Origin of the sequence: Agrobacterium sp. CMT1, from assembly GCF_037203725.1 — a bacterium.
Lineage (GTDB): Bacteria > Pseudomonadota > Alphaproteobacteria > Rhizobiales > Rhizobiaceae > Agrobacterium > Agrobacterium pusense.
In genome coordinates this window covers 767,812-790,612 of sequence record NZ_JBBCAR010000007.1, presented here as the reverse complement: position 1 = coordinate 790,612, position 22,801 = coordinate 767,812, and the positions used below count along the sequence as shown (strand labels likewise).

Sequence of the window (22,801 nt, the reverse complement as noted above, 5' to 3'; positions counted from 1 at the left end):
TTAGTAAATTAGCGTATTTTTTTGGTCACACTCTCGGGTGGCGGCCGGGAGGATAGGCGGTTTAGTGAAACTTAATGTTGCGAACGTATGATGCGTTCTTCCTTTCCATGGTCTCAATCCGCTTTGGCAGAGATCGACAGGAACCCGAACTGGGTGCGACAGCACACGGAAAAGTGGAATAAGCAGTTACTTAATAAGTATACGCAACACTATGGGAAAGTGCATGAAGCACACATTGGGAGAGGTGAGTGGACAGCAAGACTATCGGCGGCCGGACTCCCGGTTTTCTGATGAACTTCTTGCCCTTTACCAGCAGGAAGGCGAACGCAGCCGCCGGGGTTCTATCCGTCGGGGCCTGTGGACGGCTGTCTTCATTTATCTTCTGTTTGCCGCTTCAGACATCGTTCTGATACCCGACGTCGCGTTTTACACCATTGTCGCACGTTTCGCGGTCGCCGTATCAGCGCTGCTGACACTGGAAATCCAGCTACGCCGGGGAGCCAGCACCGCAGCGCTCGACCTCACCTGTGCGACCGCCCTCGTCATGGGTTATATCGGCTGGCTATTGCCATCGCTGCTGACCGACAATATCGAAAACATGTCCTATTACATGGTTTTCGGGGCGATCTTCATGATGGGCGCCAATCTGTTTTTCACTTTCAGATTCCATCTGTCGCTGGTGTCATCGGGCATCATTCTCGTCACCTATTTTCTGGCGGCGACGCAGTTTCCTGAAGACGCTTTCTACAAATTCGCTTTCGGCACCTTCTATATCTCCTGCTTCGTCTTCACGTCTTATGTGAACTGGAACCTGAACAGGGAACGCTACCATGTCTTCGTCAACGGGCTGGAAGCGAAGGCCCAGCAGAAGGCGGCGGATGAGCGTGGCCAGGCGCTGCTGCGTCTTTCCAACACCGATTCCCTGACCGGGCTGCAGAACCGCCGCGCCATCGATCACCATCTGCGCCTGTTGTGGGATAACTGGATGAAGAAGGAAGAAGGTTTTTCCGTATTCCTGATCGATGTCGATTTCTTCAAGAAATACAACGACCGTTATGGCCACCAGGAAGGCGACAAGTGTCTCGTGACCGTGGGCAATGCCTTGCAGGATGCAATCATCCAGCACGGCGCCTCGATCGGCCGTTATGGTGGCGAAGAATTCATCGTGCTGGCGCCATTCAAGTCCAAACAGCAGGTTGGCGAGCTTGCCGAAACGATCCGCCATACCGTGGAAAGCCTGTCCCTCGCACATGATCAGCGCCGCGACGGCACCTTCATCGTCACTGTCAGCATCGGCGCCTCCTTCACCCGCCCCAATCCGGACGGCAAGCTGGAGAAGATCATCAACGAGGCCGATCGCGCGCTTTACATCGCCAAGGGCAATGGCCGCAATTGCATGAAGCTGTTCGATCCGGACGATCCGCAGACCAGCGACGAAACGGAAAACATCGCCGCTCTTCTGAAGATCGCAGTTGCGGAGAACCTTGTTTCCCTTGTCTACCAGCCGATCTTGAACATCTCGACCAATGAAACGACAGGCGTCGAGGCGCTGATGCGACTTCGCCTGCTGGATGGCAATTCCGTCGCCCCCAGCATCTTCATCCCGATCGCCGAGCGTACCGGCACGATCATGGAACTGGGCCTGTGGACCATCAAGACGGTCTGCAAGCACATATTGGCCGATGACAGGGTTGATGTCGTCAGCGTCAATGTGTCACCCATGCAATTGAAGAACCCTGGGTTCGCCACGTCCGTCGCGGCCATTCTCGTGGAAGCCGGTATTGCCGGCAACAGGCTCGCCTTCGAAATCACCGAAGGCCTGGACATGGAAATGCATTCGGATGTGCTGCGTTGCCTGAACGACCTGAAGACGCTTGGCATCAAAATCTGGCTGGATGATTTCGGAACGGGTTTCGCCGGCCTGTCATGGCTGCGCATGACGGATTTCGATACCGTCAAGATTGATCGTTCCTTCCTGCATGATAGCAAGACCCCACGCGGACGGGCGATGCTGCAGGACATGATCCGCCTCATTCGCAATCGTGGCCATAAAATTTTGATCGAAGGCGTGGAAACCGAGGAACAGCTGAGGCTCGTGCGCCAGATGGAAATCGATTACGCGCAGGGCTATTACATCGGCCGTCCGGTCGTGGCGGAAAGGCTGGGGCCCGCAAAAGCACCCTATCCGCGCCCCAGCATGCTTCTTCGTCCCGCCTGAGCGGGCGCTGCGACAATCGTGGAAGCTTAGTGATAAGCGGGCGGGCTGACCGAAAACCTTGCCGCCATTTCCGAAAAGGCCGCGCGGGTGACCGGATCGACCGGCGCCCCTTCCCTTTCCCGCTTCGCCGCCACCGCCCATTCGCGATCGCCAGGCGCCATGACCTTGCAATCCTCGCGAACGGGGGAACCCCGCAGCACTTCGAGATAGCGCTTCATGCCCTCGTCAAACGCGTCGCGCTCAAGGAAGGCTTCCGGTTTCAACGCCAGAACGAAGGCGCCGAGCCCGCGCGGCGTGGAGAAATCCGGCCCGCCCATCGGGGCGATATCGAAGCTCAGCTTCATGCCGGTCAGAACCGCACTGAAAATCTCCACGATTCCTGCCAGCGCCGCCCCCTTGAAGCCGAATTCGCCGCCGACGGGGGCAAGCATTTCCGCAGCATTCGGATCGCTTGTATCGACGCCGTCACCATCCGAGGCAACGCCCGCAGGCAATTGCTGCCCGAGGCTGCGGTAAAGCAGCACGCGATTATAGGGCACTGCGCTGGTCGCCATGTCCAGCAGCCACGGCAGGTCATCCGCTGCAGGAACGCCGACGGCAATCGGGTTGGTGCCGTGAAAGCGCATGGCGCCATCATGCAGGCGCACGAAACTGTCCGAATTGCAGAATGCCAGGCCGATATAGCCCTGACGGGCCGCCTCCAGCGCATAAGCCCCAGCCGGTCCGAAATGCGAGGAATTCCTGATCGCCACCGCGCCGATGCCAAATTTTTCCGCGAGCGCCATGGCGTTTTCCATGGCCGCATAGGTGGCGCGGGCGCCGTGGGCGTTGTCCGCATCCACCGTCTCCACCGCGCCGAAGCCGGAAACGCGGCTGATCTGCGGCCGCGGATTGAGACGCCCGCCTTCAAGTGCGGTGACATAATGAGCGAGCAGGCGCACACCGTGGCTGTCAACGCCAAGCCGCGTGCCATGCATCATGGCGCGGGTCGCCGCATCGGCCGTCTCGTCATCCGTACCGGCAGCGAGGAAAACGGCGCGGCAGAACCGATCCAGCTCATCCAGCCTCGCCAGAGCAGGGACGTTTTCATTGCTGTGCGACATGCGGGGAACCCTCCCGATTCCAGAATCCATGCCGCACAGGCTATTCATGGGATAGGTTTTTGCAATCGAATATCACGTGGAAAACGTCGATCGGCGCGGCGGCGGCGGAAAGCGGCCTATTTGCGCGGCGGGGCGATACTGCCCCTCAGCACCAGCCGGCAACCGAGTTCCAGCCGGTGCGCCGGCCGGGTGGGATCGGCCGCCACCAGCCGCTGCTCCAGCAGCGACAGCGCCGCCCCGCCCAGCCTGTCGGCGGGCAACTGGATGGTGCTGAGAGGCGGTGTGCTGAAGGCGGCTGGCATGATGTCATCGAAACCCAGCACCGAGACATCCTCGGGCACCCGGATGCCGGCCTCCCCCAAGGCCTTCAGACAGCCGAGCGCCAGATTATCGGCGGCGCAGAAAATCGCGGTGGCGTTTCGCAGCGGTCGCTGCTCGGCAAGCAGACGGCGGATAGCCACCTCCCCCCATTCCGGTTCGTAGCTCTCGACCTCGATGACCATGTCGGCCGGAACGGCAAGGCCCGTTGCAAGGAATGCATCGTTATAGCCATCATGACGACGGCGGATCGTCGTGCGGCCCTTCCAGGTCACATGCACAATATTGCGATGCCCGAGCGACAGCAGATGCTCGATGCCGAGGCGAGCGCCGAACCGGTTCTCCGCCGTTACCGTATCGACGATCATGGCCGGATCTTCGCCATTGATCAGCACCACGGGCTTGCCGAGCGCGGAAAGCGCTTCGACCAGCTGCGGCCTGTCGTCATTCAGAACCACGACACCGTCCACATTATCTGTCCTGACGGCTTCGGCAACCGCCACGGGGTCGAGCCGGCTCGTTGCACTGACATAGGGAACGATGCGGATGCCGCGCCGCTCGCATTCGCGGCGGAAGCCGTTCAGCATTGTCCAGCTGACCATGTTGAGGTCGCTCTGCGGTGCCGCGTCATTGGTCATGGCCAGCAGGACGACACGCAAGGTGGCGATGGTCGCCTTCTGGCGCCGGTTTTCGAGATAACCAAGCGACCGGGCGGCTTCCAGAACCCGCTCGCGAACCTGCGTGGTGAGCGGCGCCGTGCCGTTGATCGCGTGCGAAGCCGTGCTCAGCGAAACATTCGCCTCCCGCGCGACGTCCTTAAGCGTCGTTTTCCTGTCTATTTTCATAAAAGGGAATTCAACCACTCTTCTTCGGACGGCCCTGGCGGAAAGACTCACGCAATCGATCTGAAGCATAACCGCGCCGGTCTGCTGCTCTCTCGTTAGCGGAGACTACAGCATCATCCGTAAATGCGGAATTGATTTCTCCGGCTTAGGCGATCGTCCGGTTGCCGCCCGCGCTTCACCGCGGGCGGCAGCGCGGTCAGAGCGCGCCGGCGATATGGTCGATGCTGGCTTTCACGGCAGCGGCCGGGTCCTTCAGGTCATGAACTTCCGTCGCAAAGGGCTCGAAGCTGTAGGGCCCCTTGTAACCGGCGGCCTCCAGCGCCCTGATCTGGGCGATGTTCTCCAGCCGGTCGGCGCCATCCACCAGGACGCGGTGGGCATCCAGCATGTCGGCGACGGAGACGGCGGGGTCGGTGACGCCGGAAATGTGGACGAGACCGGTGCGTTCGGGGAAAAACGCCGTTTCGCCCGCGAGGTGATGGTGGAAGGTATCGTGCACCAGCCTGTAGACATCGCCACCGCCGGCCACATCAATGGCTCTCACCGCCTCGGTCTTGGTGCGCAGCGAGGAGACCGGGAAGCCGAGCGGTTCGACAAGACCGGTAAGGCCTCTCTCCTCAAGGATCGGCTTCATGGCCTTCAGCGCCGTCACGAGATCGTCGAAGGAAACCGCCCTGCCGTCATTGAGCGGGCACATGACCAGCGCTTTTGCACCGCTCGCCGCAGCGTAATCGGCCGTGGCGACGGCGCGCTGCGGCAGGTCGCCCGACCAGACGTTGAAGGGATAAAGCGCGTTGATGGAGATGATCGTCACGCCGGCCTTGTCGGCCGCCGCCTTCACCTGCGCCGGTGTCACCGTACCGACAATATCCGGCAGGTCGTTGCGGATCTCGACCTCGGTGAGGCCGAGTTCGCGCGCGGTCTGGAAGAAGTCCTCGAGCGAAAGCGCCGGGGCGGTGATGTGGTTGATGGCAAAACGCATGAAAGACCTCACTGATAAAGGGCGGGACGGGCGGGAAGCCTGATCGCGACGGCTGCTCCGTCCGTCTCCTGCGCGGCGACGCAGGCATCGGAGGTGATCGCGGCCACGTAGCCGTCCCAGGAATTGGGGCCGGAGGCTGTTCCCTTCGCCGCCGAATGGATGAAGTCCTGCAATTCGACGTCGTAGCTGGCGATGAAACGATCCTTCCAGTCGGTGAGAATATCGTTCTGCAGCTTGGCGCCGAGCCGCGTCTGTATCGCCATCGGCTCCGGCAGGCTGGCAATGCCGTCCTCGCCGACCACCTGGCACTGTATGTCGTAACCGTAGTGGCAGTTCACGAAGATTTCGACGTCGATGATCGTGCCCCTGGCCGTTTCCAGAATGACGATCTGCGGGTCCCTCAGCTTTGCATGGCTGCGGGCGGCGGCACGTGGAAAGAGAACCCGGGCCGACACATAGTCGTCATCGAGCAGCCAGCGCAGCACGTCGATCTCATGGATCATCGTGTCGTGGATTGCCATGGGCGTCACATACTGCTCCGGAACGGTCGGGTTGCGATGGGCGGCATGGACCATGATCGGGGCGCCGATCATGGTGTCCACGGTCTTTTTCAGCGCCACGTAACCGGCGTCGTAGCGGCGCATGAAACCCACCTGCACCAGCCGTTTGCCAAGCGCCACTTCAGCATCGACGATCCGCTTCGCGCCCTCTGCCGTCGTCGCCAGCGGCTTTTCGCAGAAGCACGGCTTGCCGGCGGCGATGGCCGCCAACACATATTGCTCATGCGTCGCGCCCCAGGAGGTGACAAGCACGGCATCCACATCAGCTGATGCGATGAGCTCCTCGCCGGTGGCGAAAATGGCGGCATCAGGGGCGATGTCTTTTTTGACCGCCTCGGCCGAGGCGCGGTTGACGTCGCTCAGCGCAACGACCTTCGCACCGCCCAGAACCTCATTGATACGTCGGGCGTGATCGCGCCCGATGGCACCGGTGCCGATGACACCAATTTTCACAGTCATCTGAAAAACCTCATTTCCAGTATTTGGCGACATATCGCCGGGTTTCGCTGAGCATGAAACGCGCGCTTTCATCGACACGATCTTCCCAGGCAAAGACGCAGTTCGACAGCACACCGTCGAATTTCATGTCGGCCAGCGTGGCGAAGAATATCTCCCAGTCGATCTCGCCCTGGCCGAAATCCGTGTGCTGGTGCACCCTGACTTTGGCGCCGGGCGGATTGACGATGTAGCGCAGCTGCGACGATTTGGTGTGGTCATAGGTATCGGCAAGGCGCACATGCACCAGATGGCCTTCGGTCGCGCGCCGGTTGGCAACCATGTCCGGACCGTAAAAGAAGGTGTGAGGCGCGATGAAGGAGGCCTTGACCGCCTTGGAATTGATGGTCTTGATGATGTCGATGGCCGGCGCGATTTCCTCGATCCAGTCTTCGGGATGCGCCTCCAGCGACAGCACCAGCCCCTCCCGCTCGAGGATCGGCACCAGAACATCCATGGCGCGGAAGAACTGCGCTTCGCAGGTTTCCGGACGGTGCAGGCCGGACTGGTCGTTGAGGCTGCGCTCCGGCGATCCTCCACGGCCGAATTCCGAAACGAACATCGGGCACTCCATCTCGACCGCAATCTCGATGGCGCGTTTCCAGTTGTCGATCGCTACCTCCCATTCGTCCGGATACGGGCTCGCCCAGCGATACATGGGCTGCAGCGTGGCAAGGCCGACGCCGTGATCCCTCAGGGCCTTTTTGAATTCGGCGACGCGCTCGGGATAGACCTTCGGTCGCGTCCACCAGGACAGAAAATCCGGACGGGGTGAAAGTTCGACATAGTCGTAACCGAGCTCTGCGACCTTGCGGCAGGTCTCGGCCAGCGAAAGATGCCGGAACATGTGGGGATCGAGCGTATGTTTCATGGCTGTTTCCAGTCGGCGGGATAAGGGACGGGGCCGAAGCCCCGGCTCATTTGGCATAGGCGGACATGTTTTCCGGCGTGACGAGTTCGAAGGGCACCCAGAGCGTCTTTTCGGTGCTTTGACCGGCAGCGGCCTTCACCGCCGTCTGAACGGAGACCTCGCCCTGCTTCGTCGCATTCTGGTAGACGGTGATATCGAGATCGCCCGCCTGCATCGCGGCAAGTCCATCGGGTGTCGCGTCAATGCCGGCAATGACGACGTCCTTCATGGATACGCCCGCTGCCTTCAGCGCCTGCACGGCGCCAATCGCCATTTCATCGTTGTTGGCGATGACCGCATCGAACTGTATGCCCGCCGTCAGCCAGGAGGAAACGAGGTCCTGTGCCTGCGTGCGGCTCCAGTTCGCCGTCTGCTTTTCAAGGATTTCGATCTTGCAGTCCGGCTTGGAGAACACCGTTTCCACATCCTTGGTGCGAACCAGCGCCGCATGGTTTTCCAAAGGGCCCATCAGAATGACGGCCTTGCCCTTGCCGCCCATCAGCTTGCAGGCGGCTTCGGCTTCCATGGTGCCGGAATCAAGTTCGTTGGAGCCGACAAATGCCGTGCCGTCAGGCAGCCCGGTTTCCAGCTCAGCCGGCGGATGGTTCACATAGACAAGCGGAATTTTCGCAGCGGATGCGGCCTTGGTGATCGCCGAGGTAGCGTCACCATCGACGGCGTTGACAATGATCGCATCGACGCCATTGGCAATGAAATTCTGCACCTGATTCAGCTGCTTTGAAGGATCGAGCTGGGCATCCTCGACCAGAAGCTCGATGGTCTTGTCGCGCCCGGCCTCGGCCCTTATGCCGTTGAGCAGGATCGTCAGAAACGGATTGTCGAAAGACGTCATAGAGACTGCAATTCGGGTCTCGGCCAGAGCCGGTGTCGCGAAGATACAGAGTGCCGTCGCCATCAATAGTTTTTTCAAGGTTTCCTCCCGCGGAAATCGCTGCTGATTGCATTGTCCAGTTTTTGCCGTAGCCGGTCGTGCCCGGCTGCGGCGCGTCAGGCCCCTCCGGCGGCACTCCCCCGGGGAGCGCAGAAGCCGGCAGGCACGGCCATGGCTCAATTCCCGGCCTGATGGTTTTTGAGATTGGTGGGCGTTACCAGCTCGAAGGGCACGAAGACCCTCCTGTCTGCCGCAGCGTTTCCGGCAGGTTTCAGCGCCATCGAAACTCCAACGGCCTGCACCGGCGCGCCCGTCGTCCGCATGGTCGCGAAGGCTGCATTGGCGAAATGTCTTTTCATCTCGTTCCCCCTCCAAACCTTGAAAAGAACCGGCCGCACCATCGCGCTCGAAGTGCGCCGTCACGGCTTTCCGGAAAAAGCTGCCCCCGCGCCGCGGAGGAATATCCGCAGCGTCAAGCAACCCCGACGTAATCTCATGCTGTGAAGGTCGGCCTCCTGTCCGCTCCACAGGCAGGCAAGATTTCCTAGTCCGGTCACCACGTCAACGCGTCAGCAGCAGGCAAAACCATCAAGCATGATAGAAACGGGCGGACGCGATATGATGTAATCTATCAAACCATCAAAGGCTTTCAGGAACCCAGAGATGGGCAGGAAGGAAACGCTGTCCCGGCGTCTCCGCCATGCCATGTTCGATAGTGTGAACCATGGTTGCGATGAGATCGGCGCACAATTCGCGCAGCGGGGTCTGGAACACGCCGCTGATGCTGCCTTCCAGCAGTGCCTGGCGGGACAAGGGGGTCAGTTCGTTGACAAGGCAGACGATGGGTTCCTGCCGCTTTTCGTGTTGAAGTGCCTCTATCACGCCCTCCATGCCGCCGCCCACGCAATAGATGCCGACGAGATCCCTGTGCTTGGCGATAGAGTCCATCACGAGCTCATAGGTTACGCGTCGCGTTTCCAGCGTGATCAGGGCATCCATAACCTCAAATTCCGGCGCATATTCACGCATGTAGCTGCGAAAGCCGGTTTCGCGCAGCGAGTGACCATGAAACCGGTGACCGCCAAGCAGCAGAAGCACCTTGCCCTTGCTGCGCGCCAGTCGTGAGATCATCCACGCCGCTGTGCGCCCCACCTTCATGCTGTTGACACCGAGATAAGCCTCCCGCACGCCCTGGGCAAAATCGGAAAGCAGCGAGAATGTTGGAATGCCCTTGATCTTCAATGCCTCGACGGCGGCCGTGACATCGTGGTGGTCCGGCCCGGTAGCGGCCACCGCCTGTACCCGGCCCTTCATGCCCATAAGCAGCGCCGCAAGCTCCGCCGGTTCACCGGATTGCGCAAATTCGATGCGCAGATTGACGTGGCGATCCCGGATGTTGCGCGCCGCAAGCTCCAGCTCATCGGCAAAGGTCTGATAAAAGGCATGCCGCTCCTTGCGCAGAATGATGCCAAGGCCATAGGAAGGCATATCCGCCAGCATACGCTGACGAATGATGTTGGTGGCATGAAAGCCGATCTTCTCCGCGGCCTCGAACACACGCCGCGAGGTTTCCTCCCGCACCGGCAGGCGGCCGTTCAGCACCCGGTCGACCGTGGCGACGCTGACGCCGGCGGCCTTTGCAACATCGGTAATGGTCGGACGTTTCATGCGGGTGCCCCGTAGACGGAAAGATTCCTGTCATATCTCGCAAAACATGTCACGGATCATGATGGAATCCAACATGTGCAGAGGGATAAGAGCGTGGAGTACTTTATCAGGGAATAATCGACCGGGGCCTGCATCGCAGGGCCGGCTTGCTTTGCCCAGCACGCCTCCTCCCCTCATCTCTGTGCTCGTCACGGAGATCCAGCCAGCCCAAGTCCCTGGGCTGAGAGGAGTCTTTCCGCCGCGCAGACGCGCGTCGGCTGGATTCATGTGACAGGCACAGGAATGAGGGGGCAGGGATGTGTCAGAGCGAAAAATCACCTGCCGAGTAACCTGAATGGCCACTGTCACACCAAGGAAGATGCGGCAGCGGGCATTCGACCGGTTTACGGCGGCATTAGCACCGTCATCACGATGCTGAAGCCGTTATCCCGTCAGATCCGCTCCAGCGCGACGGCGATACCCTGCCCGACGCCGATACACATGGTGGCGAGCGCCAGCTGCTTGCCCGTCAAGGAAAGTTCGAGCGCCGCCGTTCCGGCGATACGCGCACCGGACATGCCGAGCGGATGGCCGAGCGCGATGGCACCGCCATTCGCATTTACCCGCGCATCGTCATCGGCAATGCCGAGCTGGCGCAGCGTCGCGAGGCCCTGGCTCGCGAAAGCCTCGTTCAGCTCGATCACATCGAGCTGTTCCTGCTTCAGCCCGAGCCGCGCCAGAAGCTTGGCGGAGGCCGGAGCCGGGCCGATGCCCATCACGCGCGGCGGCACGCCGGCAGCGGCGCCACCGAGGATACGGGCGATGGGAGTGAGGCCATATTTCTTCGCAGCCTCGGCTGACGCGATGATAAGCGCGGCCGCGCCATCATTGACGCCAGACGCATTGCCCGCCGTTACCGTAGCGCCCTCGCGCTTGTTCACCGGCTTCAGCTTAGCCAGCGCTTCGAGGCTTGTGGCCCGCGGATGTTCATCCTTCGAGACGACAAGTGGATCGCCCTTGCGCTGGGGGATCGTTACCGAAACGATCTCCCTGTCGAGACGGCCATTGGCCTGCGCATCCGCCGCCTTCTGCTGACTGCGTACGGCGAAGGCATCCTGATCCTCGCGCGAGACCTGATAATCGACCGCGACATTGTCACCGGTTTCCGGCATGGAATCGACGCCATATTGCGCCTTCATCAGCGGGTTGACGAAACGCCAGCCGATGGTGGTGTCGTAGATTTCGGCATTGCGCGAAAAAGCGCTCTCCGCCTTGGGCAGAACGAAGGGCGCGCGGCTCATGCTTTCGACACCGCCGGCAATCATCAACTCCGCCTCGCCCGATTTGACGGCACGGGCGGCAGCAATGACGGCATCCATGCCGGAACCGCACAAACGATTGATGGTCGTTCCGGTTACCGACACCGGCAGGCCGGCGAGCAGCAACGACATGCGCGCCACGTTGCGGTTATCCTCACCCGCCTGATTGGCGCAGCCGAAGATCACATCCTCGACGGCTTCCCAGTCGATGGAAGGATTGCGTTCCATCAGCGCCTTCAGCGGCACCGCGCCGAGGTCATCCGCCCTTACGGAAGAAAGCGCACCGCCGAAACGGCCAATGGGTGTGCGGATGTAATCGCAGATATAGGCTTCGGTCATCGGTGTTTCCTCACAGTTCCGGTGCAACGAGATCGGCAACCGTGCCATCCACATGAAGCGGCGCGCCAGTCATGGCCTGTAGCTCTTCAAACGTCATTGCCGGCAATTTTTCACGCAGCACGAAGCGGCCGTCCACCACGTCGATCACCGCATGGCTGGTATAGATGCGGGTGATGCAGCCGACGCCCGTTAGCGGGAAGGCGCATTTCTCAACCAGCTTTGGCTCGCAATTCTTGGTCACATGTTCGGTGATGACGAAGACCTGCTTGGCGCCATGAACAAGATCCATGGCCCCACCGACGGCCGGCACACCCTTGGAGCCGACGCGCCAATTGGCGAGATCGCCATTCTGGGCCACCTGATAGGCCCCGAGAATCGCCACATCCAGATGTCCGCCACGCACCATGGCGAAGCTGTCGGCATGGTGGAAGAAGGCGGCACCGGGTTTCAGCGTCACGGCCTTCTTGCCGGCATTGATGAGGTTCCAGTCCTCCTCGCCTTCCGGCGGCGCTTCGCCGAAATTCAGGATACCGTTTTCGGTGTGGAAGATCGCCTGACGGCCGGGCGGCTGATAGCGCGCCACCATTTCGGGAAAGCCGATGCCGAGATTGACGTAGGCGCCGTCCTCGATGTCCTGCGCCGCACGCCAGGCGATCTGGGCGTTGGATAGCTTGATGTCTTCGCGAGTGTCGATGGTCTGGGTCATGCGTAGGCTACTCCCGCGCGAATGAGGACTTCTTCCTGTTGCGGATCGGGAATTTCCACGACGCCGTTCACGAAAATACCCGGCGTCACGACATGCTCCGGATCGATCTCGCCGGCGGCGACGATCTTCGAGACCTGCGCAATGGTGGTTTTTGCGGCCATGCACATCAGCGGGTTAAAATTGCGCCCGGCCTTGTTGTAGGTGAGGTTGCCATAGGTGTCGCCAAGCTCGGCCTTGACGATGGCAAAATCGGCCTTCAGCCAGCGCTCCTGCACATAGGAGCGGCCGTCGAATTCCGCGATCACCTTGCCTTCTGCCAGTTCCGTGCCGAAACCGGTCGGGGTGTAGAAGGCCGGAATACCGGAACCGCCAGCGCGAATGCGCTCGGCAAGCGTGCCCTGCGGCACCAGCTCCAGTTCGATTTCGCCGGCCAGATAGCGGTCAGTGAAGGCGCGCGGATCCGAAGAGCGCGGGAAGGAGCAGATCATCTTCTTGACCATGCCCGCATCGATCATCGCGGCGATGCCGATGCGGCCGTTGCCGGCATTGTTGTTGATGACGGTAAGGTCCTTCGGTCCCTTGTCGATCAGTGCGTGGATCAGCTCGATCGGCGCGCCGGAGCCGCCAAAACCGCCGATCATGATCGTCGCACCATCGCCGATGCCCGCAAGCGCCTCTTCCGCGCTCTTGATTGTCTTGTCCATTCTCAAAACCTCCATCCAGCCGAGCGGATGGACCGGCAGGGCTGCTTGGCCATGAGGTAAAGCTGAAATTGCCTCGACGGCAAGGATTTTGTGCGTTATATGATTTTTGTTCGTATATCGCACAAATGGAGCCTAGCCATGGCCGTCAGCGAAAGAGACATGATGGGCGGTCTCGCCAAGGGATTGCGCGTGATCGAAGCCTTCAGCGCCGAGCGGCCGCGGCTTTCCATCTCCGATGCCGCCGAGATCGCCGGACTGGACCGCGCCACCACACGCCGCTGCCTGCTCACGCTATCGGAGCTTGGTTATGCCGCCTATGACGGCAAATTCTTTACCGTCACGCCGAAGGTGCTGCGGCTCGGCACCGGCTGCCTCGCCACCATGCCGCTTCCCAAAATCGTCCAGCCGCTCATCGATCGCCTTTCGGAGGAGATCGGCCAGAGCACCTCCGTCTCTATCCTGGACGAAACCGAAATCGTTTATGTGGCCCGCGCCGCCCAGCAGCGGGTCATGTCCATTGCGCTGATGCCGGGGTCGCGCCTGCCCGCCTATTGCACCTCGATGGGCCGTGTTCTTCTTTCCGCTCAGCCGCCCGAACGCCAGCGCGACATTCTCGAAGCCTCCCGGCTGGTCGCCCGCACGGAAAAAACCATTACCGATATTCAGGCCTTGCTCACCGAAATCGAGGTGACCGGCCATCGCGGTTATGCGTTGATCGATCAGGAAGTCGAAATCGGCCTTCGCTCCATCGCCGTGCCGCTGAAAAGCGTGCGCGGCCAGACGGTCGCTGCGCTGAATGTCGGGCTCGCCGCCTCGGTCGCTTCGATGGATGATCTGGTGGAGCGATATTTGCCCGCACTTCTGTCCGTTCAGCGGGAACTGGCGAGAATGCTGGTCTGAAGCGGCATCTGCCGCGCGCCGGTATCGCCCATCTTGCGCTGCTCGGCGAGCCGCCAGGCGCGCGGCGTCATGCCGGTTTCCCGCCTGAAGAAGCGGTTGAAATAAGCGGGATCGGCAAATCCAAGACCCTCCGCGATCATCTGTACGCTGGAGACGGTGAAGACCAGTTCCTGCTGGGCGATCTCGATCTGGCGCTTGGCAATCAGCCGCTGCAGGCTGAGCCCGGAAACGGAACGGACAAGCCGGTTGAGGTGCGTTTCCGAAAGGCCGAGCTTCCTCGCATAAAAACCGGCTTTCTGCGGCTCGCGGATATGGCGGGCGATCAGCGACAGCAACCGTTCGAAACGCTGCTCCGCCAGGCCCTCACCGCTTGTTTCCAGAAGCGGCCGCGCCGCCCGTGAAAGAAGCGCGACGACGGTCGCAAGCTGGCCTTCTATCATCGCGTCGCGACCGATCTCACGGGCCTCATATTCCGCGGAAATCCGTTCGAACCCGCTGCGCACTCCTTCTCCATCGGCAAAATCCTGCAAGGGCAGAAGCACCGGTTGGGAGAAATTCCGCAGCAGAAGCGCCTGCACCGATGCCGGCAGCGCGCCCTGCAGCATGGTGACGATCACGCCGCCGATATCGCGGGAAAAACGGAAGCCGTGTTCGAAACCGGGTGGCACGATGATGGCGACCGGTGGGCGGATCGGCTCGATGCGGCCATCCAGCAAGGCATCGCCCTCGCCGCCAAAAATGTACAAGATTTGCAAAAAAGCAGAATGGCGATGCAGGCCGATTTCAAAGCGATGCAGGCTGCTCCGCGAAAAAAGCGTCTCGCAATGGAAGCGAAAATCGCTGCCCTGCGCGGCTTCCTCACCATAGAGCCCTTCATTGGCAGTCACCCGCATCTCCGCTCCCTCCTGCGCCCGATGGTCGGATTGTGCAATTTACGGACCGGAAAGTCCATTGAGCTTCCGGCAACGCTTGGTCAATTTCTTGACCGGAGACAAGTTCGGGAGGAAACAATGCGTACACAGGTCGTCATCATCGGCTCCGGTCCATCGGGGCTGTTGCTTGGCCAGCTTCTGGCGAAAGCCGGTGTCGAGACCGTCATTCTCGACCGCGTCAGCAAGGAATACATTCTCGGCCGCGTCCGCGCCGGCGTGCTGGAAGAAGGCACGGTACAGCTCATGGAAAAGGCCGGCGCGGATAAACGCCTGCGCCGCGAGGGTCTGCCGCATGACGGTTTTTCGCTGACCTTCGACGGTCGCGACCATCGTATCGATCTCTTCGATCTGACCGGCGGCAAGCGTGTGACCGTCTATGGCCAAACGGAAGTGACCCATGACCTGATGGATGTGCGCGAAGCGGCCAGCCTTTCGACCATCTACGATGCATCTGATGTCGAGCCACATGATTTCGATGGCGAAAACCCTTATGTAACCTATCAGAAAGATGGCGTAACCCACAGGATCGATTGCGATTTCATTGCCGGCTGCGATGGTTTCCACGGGGTGAGCCGAAAATCCGTGCCGCAAGGCGCGATCAGGGAATTCGAGAAGGTCTACCCCTTCGGCTGGCTCGGCATTCTGGCCGAAGTGCCGCCGGTCAACCACGAACTCATCTACGCCAATCATCCGCGCGGTTTTGCGCTCTGCTCCATGCGCTCGCACACGCGCAGCCGTTATTACATTCAATGTTCGCTCGAGGACCGGCCTGAAGACTGGAGCGATGAACGTTTCTGGGATGAAATCCGCCGTCGCCTGCCGGAAAACCATGCGGATGCAATGGTGACCGGCCCCTCCTTTGAAAAATCGATCGCGCCGCTCCGTTCCTTTGTCAGTGAACCAATGCGGTTCGGACGGCTGTTTTTAGCGGGGGATGCCGCCCATATCGTGCCGCCAACGGGTGCCAAGGGCCTGAACCTTGCCGCCAGCGACGTACATTATCTGAGCGAGGCGCTGATCGAGTTTTATCGCGACAGATCTGAGGCCGGCATCGACGCCTATTCGCAGAAGGCGCTTTCCCGCGTGTGGAAGGCGGTGCGCTTCTCCTGGTGGATGACGACGATGATGCATCGTTTTCCCGATACGGGGGATTTCGGCCAGCGCATTCAGGAGGCGGAACTGGATTATCTCGTCCAATCGCGCGCCGCTTCCACCGCGCTTGCGGAAAATTACGTAGGGCTTCCGTATTAGGGCTGCCCCAGACACGCGGCTTTTATCCCTACCGTTTCCACACCCGTCACCCCGGACCTGATCCGGGGTCCAGCTCGATCAAGTCATTGATCGCAAAAAGGACTCTTTTCACGGCGCAGACGCGCCGTGGCTGGATTCCGGCTCAAGGCCGGAATGACGCAGGAGAGGTTCTCAGACTTTTCCGACCCTCACCCTCATCTCAAGAACCAGCCTCCGCCCTCCCATCCAGCAACTCGCCCGCCGCCTCACGTATGGCCTGCATCAACAGCGAAAGCGGCAGCGAGGGCTGTGTATCGGCCCGCACCGTCAGTCCCACCGGGCCGCTGGTATCGCCGGTCTCGACCGGCAGAATTTCGAGGATGCCATCGGCCACATCCGCCGCCACCACACCCTCCGAGATGATCCAGATCGCGTCGCTGGTGCGCAGAAAGGCGCGACCGAAGGCGTCGGATACGGTTTCGATGCGGATCGGCAGGGCCGGAACGCCGTTGGCGATCAAAAACTGTTCCACGACAGGACCGATGACGGACTGTCGTGTGGGCATCAGCACCGGATATTCATGCAGGTGATCGAACACTGAAACACCGGGCGTCAGAAGCGGGTGGCCAGCCCGCACCACGAAGCGCACCCTTTCCGAATAGAGATGCTCGAAGGAAAACCCGGCCATCTTCTGCGGCGCCGCGAGACGGCCGACGACGAGATCGAGATCGCCGACCCGCAGCTGCTCCAGCAGAACAGCGTTTTCGCCCGTCACGATCTTCACCGGGCTGCCGGTCTTTTCCGCCAGAAAACCGGCCATCGCCTTCGGCATGATGCGGACCGAAACCGTGGGCAGAGCACCCACCCGCACCGGGGGACCGGCGCGCGCCGCCTCCTGCGAAACCGAATCGACCGCCTGTCGCAACGCCGTCATCGTCGCGCCGGCGTGGCGCAGGAAAACCTCGCCGTAGCGGCTGATGCGAATGCCGCGACCCTCGCGGTCGAATAGCGAGACACCCAGAATCTCTTCGAGTTCGCGGATCGTTTTTGTCACCGCCGGCTGGCTGACATGCAGGATTTCGGCGGCGCGGATAACGCTTTTCTGCCGCGCAACCTCCACGAAGGTCTGCAGGTGGCGGAACTTGATACGCTGGTCGACCATCGCTCGTATAATCCAGTGGTTATGATTTTCATCGATAATGTCATTTTACTTAACCGGAACCCGCTTGCAATATCCCCGGCAGGAGGAGCCATCATGCATTTTCTGCGCTGCGGCGAGACCGTGATCCATTATCGCGTCAAGGGATTGGACAGCGGCAAGCCGGTCATCGCCTTCATCAATTCGCTCGGTACGGATTTCCGCATCTGGGATGCGGTGATCGAGGTGCTTGGCGATGACTATGCCTACGTGCTGCACGACAAGCGTGGCCACGGGCTTTCCGATATCGGTCGCCCACCCTATTCGATCGACGACCATGCCGGTGACCTGATCGCGCTGCTCGATCATCTCGGCGTGAAAAGTGCCGTCATCTGGGGACTGTCCGTCGGCGGCCTGATTGCCCAGGGGCTTTATGCCCGCCGGCCCGATCTCGTCCGCGCACTCGTGCTCAGCAATACCGCTCACAAGATCGGCACGGCCGACATGTGGAACGCCCGCATCGACAAAATCTCTGCCGATGGCCTCGGCTCGCTGGTCGATCCCGTCATGGAGCGCTGGTTCACGCCCGCCTTCCGCACGCCTGACAATGCCGCCTATGCCGGCGCACGCAACATGCTGTCGCAACAGCCGGAAGCCGGTTACAGCGGCACTTGCGCCGCCATCCGCGACGCGGATTTTACCGCGGCCGCCGGGCGCATTGCCGTGCCGACCCTTTGTGTCGTGGGCGATCAGGACGGCTCGACACCGCCGGAACTCGTAAAATCGCTGGCGGACCTCATTCCCGCAAGCCGCTTTGTAACAATCGCCGGCTGCGGCCACATTCCCTGCCTTGAACAGCCACTCGCCTACGCGCAGGCCGCGTGCATTTTTCTCAAGACCTTGCCGGAGCATTGACCGATGGCGGACCAGAACAACAAGAACGAACGTTTCGAACAGGGCATGAAGACCCGTCGCTCCGTGCTGGGAGATGCCCATGTGGACCGCGCCCAGACCGTGACGACGGGCTTCGACCAGCCTTTTCAACAGCTCATTACCGAAGGCGCCTGGGGCACCGTCTGGTCCGGCAATCAATGGACGAAACGCGAGCGCTCGATGGTCACCATCGCCCTTCTTGCGGCGCTGGGCCAGGACGAAGAACTTGCCATGCATGTGCGCGCCACCGTCAATACCGGCGCAACCGAGGCGGATATTCGCGAGGCGCTGATGCACGTGGCGATCTATGCCGGCGTGCCTGCCGCCAATCATGCTTTCAAGATTGCCAAGCTTGCCCTGGCCAGCATGAAAGCCGATAGTTCCCTTGATAAAACTGGCGATGGGGAGGAGACGAAATGAGCAACCAGCCACCAGAAACCGGGCCTTTCTTCGCGCGCAACCGCGATATTCACCCGCTGGCCTATGCGCCCGGCTACAAGACCTCGATCCTGCGCTCGCCGCAACGCGCCCTGATTTCGCTTGAAGGAACCAAGAGCGAGATCACCGGTCCCGTTTTTGGCCATGGCATGCTGAATCCGCTGGATAACGATCTCATCCTCAACTATGCCCGTCCCGGTGAAATGCCTGTTGGACCGCGTATTCTCGTTCATGGCCGGGTGCTGGACGAGCGCGGTCGCGGCGTCGGCGGCGCGCTGGTGGAATTCTGGCAGGCCAATGCCGGCGGTCGCTACCGCCACAAGAAGGAAAGCTACCTCGCCGCCATCGATCCGAATTTCGGCGGCGTCGGCCGCACGATCACCGACGAGAACGGCTATTACTGGTTCAAGACCATCCAGCCGGGCGCCTATCCCTGGCCGAACGGCGTCAATGACTGGCGGCCGGCCCATATCCATTTCTCCATCTTCGGTCACGGTTTCGCGCAGCGCCTCATCACCCAGATGTATTTCGAGGGCGATCCGCTGATCTGGAAATGTCCGATCGTCAAAACCATTCCGGACGAGGATGCGATACGGCGACTGATCGCGCCGCTGGACATGAATGCGACGCTGCCGATGGACATGCTGGCCTATAAGTTCGATATCGTGCTGCGCGGCCGCCGCTCCACCCTTTTCGAAAACCGCATGGAGGGCAACTGATCATGGTTCAGCCGCTCAACTATTTCAAGGAAACCGCCTCACAGACGGCAGGGCCCTATGTGCATATCGGCTGCACACCAAATTTCGTCGGCATCGAAGGCGTGTTCGAGAAGGATCTCGGTTCCGGCCCGCTTTATAACGACAAGGCCCGCGGCGAGCGCATCAGCGTGCGCGGCACGGTCTATGACGGCGCCGGCATGCCGCTCAAGGATGCGCTGATCGAGATATGGCAGGCCGATACCGACGGCTATTACAACAGCCCGAGCGAAACGCGCGGCAAGGCCGATCCGAATTTCATCGGCTGGGGCCGCTCGCCCGGTGACATGGATACGGGCGAATTCGTCTTCGAAACCATCAAGCCCGGCTCGGTGCCGTTCCGCGACGGTCGGCCGATGGCGCCGCACATCACCTTCTGGATCGTCGCGCGCGGCATCAATATCGGCCTGCAGACCCGTATGTATTTCCCGGAAGAACAGGAGGCCAATGCCGCCGATCCCGTTCTCGCCCGCATCGAGCAGAAGAGCCGCATCGCCACGCTTGTCGCCAAAAAGGAAGAAGGCAACGTTTATCGTTTCGATATCCGTCTGCAGGGCGAAGGCGAAACCGTGTTTTTCGATATCTGACGCATATCGCGCAAAAGTGTGCAGCGGTTTCGCGACAACGATATGCGCAAAAGAAAGCGAGACGGACGATGAGCCTTTCCCCCTTCGAGCACCCTTTCCTCTCAGGCCTTTTCGGCGACAGCGAAATCGTCGAGCTGTTTTCGGCAAGGGCGGATATCGACGCCATGATCCGTTTCGAAGCGGCGCTGGCGGAGGCGGAGGCGGAGGCTGGCATCCTTGCGGATGAGGTGTCACAAGCGATTGTCTCAGGCCTGTCGGACTTTGCCGCCGACATCACCGCCCTTCGCCACGGCGTCGCAAAGGATGGCGTTGTGGTTCCCGAACTCATCCGGCAGATGCGGGCGGCCGTCGCCGGCAAGGCAGCGGACAAGGTGCATTTCGGCGCGACCAGCCAGGATGTCATCGATACCAGCCTGATGCTGCGGCTGAAAATGGCGGCGGAAATCATCGCCATGCGGCTCGGGCGTCTCGTCGATACGCTGGGAGATCTCGCCTCCCGCGACGGCCACAATCCGTTGACGGGCTACACCCGCATGCAGGCCGCGATCGGCATCACCGTCGCCGACCGGGCGGCAAGCTGGATTTCACCGCTGGAGCGCCATTTGCTGCGGCTCCAGAGCTTCGCGCAGACCGGTTTCGCCCTGCAATTCGGCGGCGCGGCCGGCACGCTCGAAAAGCTCGGTGATAATGCCGCAGCCGTGCGCATCGATCTGGCAAGGCGCCTCGGCCTTGCGGATCGGCCACAATGGCAAAGCCAGCGTGACGGCATCGCCGAATTTTCCGGTCTGCTTTCGCTGATCACGGGCACGCTCGGCAAGTTCGGGCAGGACATCGCGCTCATGGCCGAACTCGGCACGGAAATCCGCCTCTCCGGAGGCGGCGGTTCCTCGGCCATGCCGCACAAACAAAACCCGGTCAATGCCGAAACGCTGGTGACGCTCGCGCGCTTCAATGCCGTGCACATATCGGCGTTGCACCAGTCGCTTGTGCACGAACAAGAAAGGTCCGGCGCGGGCTGGATGCTGGAATGGCTGTCGCTCCCACAAATGGTGACGGCAACGGGAGCCTCGCTGCTGATCGCCGAGCGGTTGGCGGGGCAGATAGACAGGTTGGGCGCAGGCGAAAACGAGCCTCAGGGCGATCGCCATCTTCCATAGACCAGGGTTTCCAGGAACTGCCAGACGGGCGGCCGGTGGCGACATGGTGACGTGCGGAAAGCGCTTGCGCTCCTTTGCATTAGCCATTGATAAAAAAGACTTTATCGGGAATTTAGAAAAAAAAAAACAGCGGCGACGCCGCTTTTTAACCGGATATGACGCTTGACACAAAAATGAACTAACTGGTACAAACATTAAGATTAACGAGACGCCGCCGACGAGGGTTCGAAGCCCGCAGCGGCAAAAATCGACAAATGGAGGGCTTTGGCGCCGCACGGTTCCAGAGCGATGCGGACAAGGCGCAAAACCTGTCCGGACCCGAAGGGGTTGGGAGGAAGAATGTCTTACAGTCTCGATTTCTCAGCGGTCATAGACCGGCTGCCCGAGCTGCTTTTAGCCTGTCTGGCGACGATCGGCCTTGCCATTGCCGGCATGTCGCTTGCCACGGTCATCGGGGTTCTCGGGGTTGTCGCCCGACGCTCGCGTTTCAGGCTGCTGCGCGGCATCGTCATCGGCTTTGTGGAAGCCATCCGCAATACGCCGTTTCTGGTGCAGATATTCTTCATCTTCTTCGCCCTGCCGCAGATCGGCATCAGGCTCAATCCCACCGTCACCGCCATCATTGCGCTGGCCCTGAACGGTGGCGCCTACGCCATTGAAATCATTCGAGGCGGGGTCGATTCCATCCCCAAGGGCCAGGTGGAAGCGGGCCTCGCGCTCGGCCTGCACCGGGCGCAGATCTTCCGCCATATTATCCTGAAGCCGGCGTTGCGCGCGGTCTATCCGTCACTCACCAGCCAGTTCATCATGCTGACGCTGACGACGTCGGTCTGCACTTCGATCGCCGCTTACGAGCTGACTTCGGTCGCGCAGAAGATCGAGGCGGATACGTTCCGATCCTTCGAGGTCTATTTCTCGATCACGCTGCTTTATCTCGTCATTTCCTCGCTGATGATGGCCGTCTTCTCGCTCATCTCCCGCCTTTCCTTCAGCTATCCGGTCAAGTGAGGAGAAAAGACAATGGCATCCATCGGTCCCAACGAACTCTTCTTCCTGCTGCAGGGTCTGAAATGGACCCTTGCGCTGACCATCATCGGCTTTATCGGCGGCGGCATTTTCGGCCTTTGCGTGGCGCTCGCCCGCGTTGCGGACAGCCCGGCAATCCAGCGGGCAAGCACGGCCTACATCGCCATCTTCCAGGGCACGCCGCTCCTGATGCAGCTTTTCGTCGTTTATTACGGCGTGGCGCTCGCCGGCCTCAATGTCGATGCCTGGATCGCCGTTGCCATCGCCTTCACGCTGCATGCCAGCGCCTTTCTGGGTGAAATCTGGCGCGGCGGCATCCAGGCTGTGCCGAAGGGGCAGACGGAAGCGGCCAATGCGCTCGGCCTGCATTACGTCTCACGCATGAAGGATGTGATCCTGCCGCAGGCGCTCAAGATTTCACTGCCGGCCACCATCGGTTTCCTCGTGCAGCTCATCAAGGGCACCTCGCTTGCGGCGATCGTGGGTTTCGTCGAGCTCTCCCGCGCCGGACAGATCGTCTCCAACCAGACGTTCCGCCCGCTCACCGTCTTCGCCCTCGTCGGCATCATCTATTTCCTGATCTGCTGGCCGCTCTCCCTGTGGGGCGCCGGCGTCGAAAAGCGGCTGCAGGCCGCGTCCCGTTAAACGTCAAAACCATCTCATCAGC

At 60.8% G+C, this 22,801-nt stretch carries 23 protein-coding genes; 10 read left to right on the top strand and 13 right to left on the bottom strand.

Features of this window, described 5'->3' with window-relative positions; genetic code table 11:
* Window positions 1-223: 223 nt before the first annotated feature.
* The gene (locus tag WA845_RS12200; protein ID WP_064263419.1) at window positions 224-2,218 is read left to right on the top strand and encodes a putative bifunctional diguanylate cyclase/phosphodiesterase; all 1,995 of its coding nucleotides are present in this window, start codon (window positions 224-226) and stop codon (window positions 2,216-2,218) included.
* A gap of 26 nt (window positions 2,219-2,244) precedes the next feature.
* Here WA845_RS12200 and WA845_RS12195 read toward each other — a convergent pair whose 3' ends face one another.
* From WA845_RS12195 to WA845_RS12145, 11 genes are all read right to left on the bottom strand, one after another.
* Entirely contained in the window at window positions 2,245-3,321 is a 1,077-nt protein-coding gene (locus WA845_RS12195) for an Ldh family oxidoreductase (protein ID WP_162719329.1), read from the bottom strand.
* 116 nt (window positions 3,322-3,437) lie between these two features.
* A complete protein-coding gene (locus tag WA845_RS12190; RefSeq protein ID WP_004445099.1) occupies window positions 3,438-4,484 on the bottom strand; it encodes a LacI family DNA-binding transcriptional regulator in 1,047 nt (348 codons plus the stop codon).
* 196 nt (window positions 4,485-4,680) lie between these two features.
* Window positions 4,681-5,466 (bottom strand): TIM barrel protein, encoded by a 786-nt coding sequence (locus WA845_RS12185; protein ID WP_337322338.1) that lies wholly within the window; start codon window positions 5,464-5,466, stop codon window positions 4,681-4,683.
* Between the two features lie 8 nt (window positions 5,467-5,474).
* Window positions 5,475-6,485, bottom strand: coding sequence for a Gfo/Idh/MocA family protein (locus WA845_RS12180; RefSeq protein ID WP_174150078.1), 1,011 nt, complete (start codon window positions 6,483-6,485; stop codon window positions 5,475-5,477).
* A gap of 10 nt (window positions 6,486-6,495) precedes the next feature.
* Window positions 6,496-7,392 carry a TIM barrel protein gene (locus WA845_RS12175; RefSeq protein ID WP_112557269.1) on the bottom strand — a complete coding sequence of 299 codons (897 nt, stop codon included), beginning with the start codon at window positions 7,390-7,392 and terminating at the stop codon, window positions 6,496-6,498.
* 46 nt (window positions 7,393-7,438) lie between these two features.
* Window positions 7,439-8,347, bottom strand: a complete 909-nt coding sequence (locus WA845_RS12170) for a sugar ABC transporter substrate-binding protein (RefSeq protein WP_034496704.1) — start codon at window positions 8,345-8,347, stop codon at window positions 7,439-7,441.
* A gap of 152 nt (window positions 8,348-8,499) precedes the next feature.
* The gene (locus WA845_RS12165) at window positions 8,500-8,682 is read right to left on the bottom strand and encodes a hypothetical protein (RefSeq protein ID WP_131258881.1); all 183 of its coding nucleotides are present in this window, start codon (window positions 8,680-8,682) and stop codon (window positions 8,500-8,502) included.
* A 280-nt stretch (window positions 8,683-8,962) separates the two neighbouring features.
* Window positions 8,963-9,991, bottom strand: coding sequence for a LacI family DNA-binding transcriptional regulator (locus WA845_RS12160; RefSeq protein ID WP_077986941.1), 1,029 nt, complete (start codon window positions 9,989-9,991; stop codon window positions 8,963-8,965).
* A gap of 431 nt (window positions 9,992-10,422) precedes the next feature.
* Entirely contained in the window at window positions 10,423-11,628 is a 1,206-nt protein-coding gene (gene pcaF, locus WA845_RS12155; protein WP_035207222.1) for a 3-oxoadipyl-CoA thiolase, read from the bottom strand.
* A gap of 10 nt (window positions 11,629-11,638) precedes the next feature.
* Window positions 11,639-12,334: a 3-oxoacid CoA-transferase subunit B gene (locus WA845_RS12150; protein ID WP_112557271.1), complete on the bottom strand. Its 696-nt coding sequence runs from the start codon at window positions 12,332-12,334 to the stop codon at window positions 11,639-11,641.
* Complete coding sequence (locus tag WA845_RS12145) at window positions 12,331-13,038, bottom strand: 3-oxoacid CoA-transferase subunit A (RefSeq protein ID WP_037092253.1); 708 nt, start codon at window positions 13,036-13,038, stop codon at window positions 12,331-12,333. The genes WA845_RS12150 and WA845_RS12145 overlap by 4 nt, the downstream gene beginning before the upstream one ends.
* A gap of 138 nt (window positions 13,039-13,176) precedes the next feature.
* Here WA845_RS12145 and WA845_RS12140 point away from each other — a divergent pair, with 138 nt between their 5' ends.
* Window positions 13,177-13,938 (top strand): IclR family transcriptional regulator, encoded by a 762-nt coding sequence (locus WA845_RS12140; RefSeq protein ID WP_072493007.1) that lies wholly within the window; start codon window positions 13,177-13,179, stop codon window positions 13,936-13,938.
* Here the strand turns inward: WA845_RS12140 and WA845_RS12135 are convergent.
* Window positions 13,908-14,831 (bottom strand): helix-turn-helix domain-containing protein, encoded by a 924-nt coding sequence (locus WA845_RS12135; RefSeq protein ID WP_022562713.1) that lies wholly within the window; start codon window positions 14,829-14,831, stop codon window positions 13,908-13,910. The two genes, WA845_RS12140 and WA845_RS12135, sit on opposite strands and share 31 nt — an antisense overlap.
* A gap of 117 nt (window positions 14,832-14,948) precedes the next feature.
* Here WA845_RS12135 and pobA point away from each other — a divergent pair, with 117 nt between their 5' ends.
* Complete coding sequence (gene pobA, locus WA845_RS12130) at window positions 14,949-16,121, top strand: 4-hydroxybenzoate 3-monooxygenase (protein ID WP_112557274.1); 1,173 nt, start codon at window positions 14,949-14,951, stop codon at window positions 16,119-16,121.
* A 199-nt stretch (window positions 16,122-16,320) separates the two neighbouring features.
* Here pobA and pcaQ read toward each other — a convergent pair whose 3' ends face one another.
* A complete protein-coding gene (gene pcaQ, locus WA845_RS12125; protein ID WP_004445112.1) occupies window positions 16,321-17,262 on the bottom strand; it encodes a pca operon transcription factor PcaQ in 942 nt (313 codons plus the stop codon).
* A gap of 93 nt (window positions 17,263-17,355) precedes the next feature.
* On the opposite strand from pcaQ, the gene pcaD reads away from it, so the two are divergent.
* From pcaD to WA845_RS12090, 7 genes are all read left to right on the top strand, one after another.
* Window positions 17,356-18,153, top strand: a complete 798-nt coding sequence (gene pcaD / locus WA845_RS12120; RefSeq protein WP_004445113.1) for a 3-oxoadipate enol-lactonase — start codon at window positions 17,356-17,358, stop codon at window positions 18,151-18,153.
* 3 nt (window positions 18,154-18,156) lie between these two features.
* Entirely contained in the window at window positions 18,157-18,591 is a 435-nt protein-coding gene (pcaC, locus tag WA845_RS12115) for a 4-carboxymuconolactone decarboxylase (RefSeq protein WP_004445114.1), read from the top strand.
* Window positions 18,588-19,328, top strand: coding sequence for a protocatechuate 3,4-dioxygenase subunit beta (gene pcaH, locus WA845_RS12110; RefSeq protein ID WP_004445116.1), 741 nt, complete (start codon window positions 18,588-18,590; stop codon window positions 19,326-19,328). Before pcaC ends, pcaH begins: the two co-directional genes overlap by 4 nt.
* A 2-nt stretch (window positions 19,329-19,330) precedes the next feature.
* Window positions 19,331-19,951 carry a protocatechuate 3,4-dioxygenase subunit alpha gene (gene pcaG, locus WA845_RS12105; RefSeq protein ID WP_004445117.1) on the top strand — a complete coding sequence of 207 codons (621 nt, stop codon included), beginning with the start codon at window positions 19,331-19,333 and terminating at the stop codon, window positions 19,949-19,951.
* Window positions 19,952-20,019: 68 nt separating this feature from the next.
* On the top strand, window positions 20,020-21,108 hold the full coding sequence (locus WA845_RS12100; RefSeq protein WP_112557276.1) for a 3-carboxy-cis,cis-muconate cycloisomerase: 1,089 nt from the start codon (window positions 20,020-20,022) through the stop codon (window positions 21,106-21,108).
* A gap of 339 nt (window positions 21,109-21,447) precedes the next feature.
* Window positions 21,448-22,116, top strand: coding sequence for an ABC transporter permease subunit (locus WA845_RS12095; protein WP_112557278.1), 669 nt, complete (start codon window positions 21,448-21,450; stop codon window positions 22,114-22,116).
* A gap of 12 nt (window positions 22,117-22,128) precedes the next feature.
* Window positions 22,129-22,779, top strand: coding sequence for an amino acid ABC transporter permease (locus tag WA845_RS12090; protein WP_004445121.1), 651 nt, complete (start codon window positions 22,129-22,131; stop codon window positions 22,777-22,779).
* Window positions 22,780-22,801 lie beyond the last annotated feature (22 nt).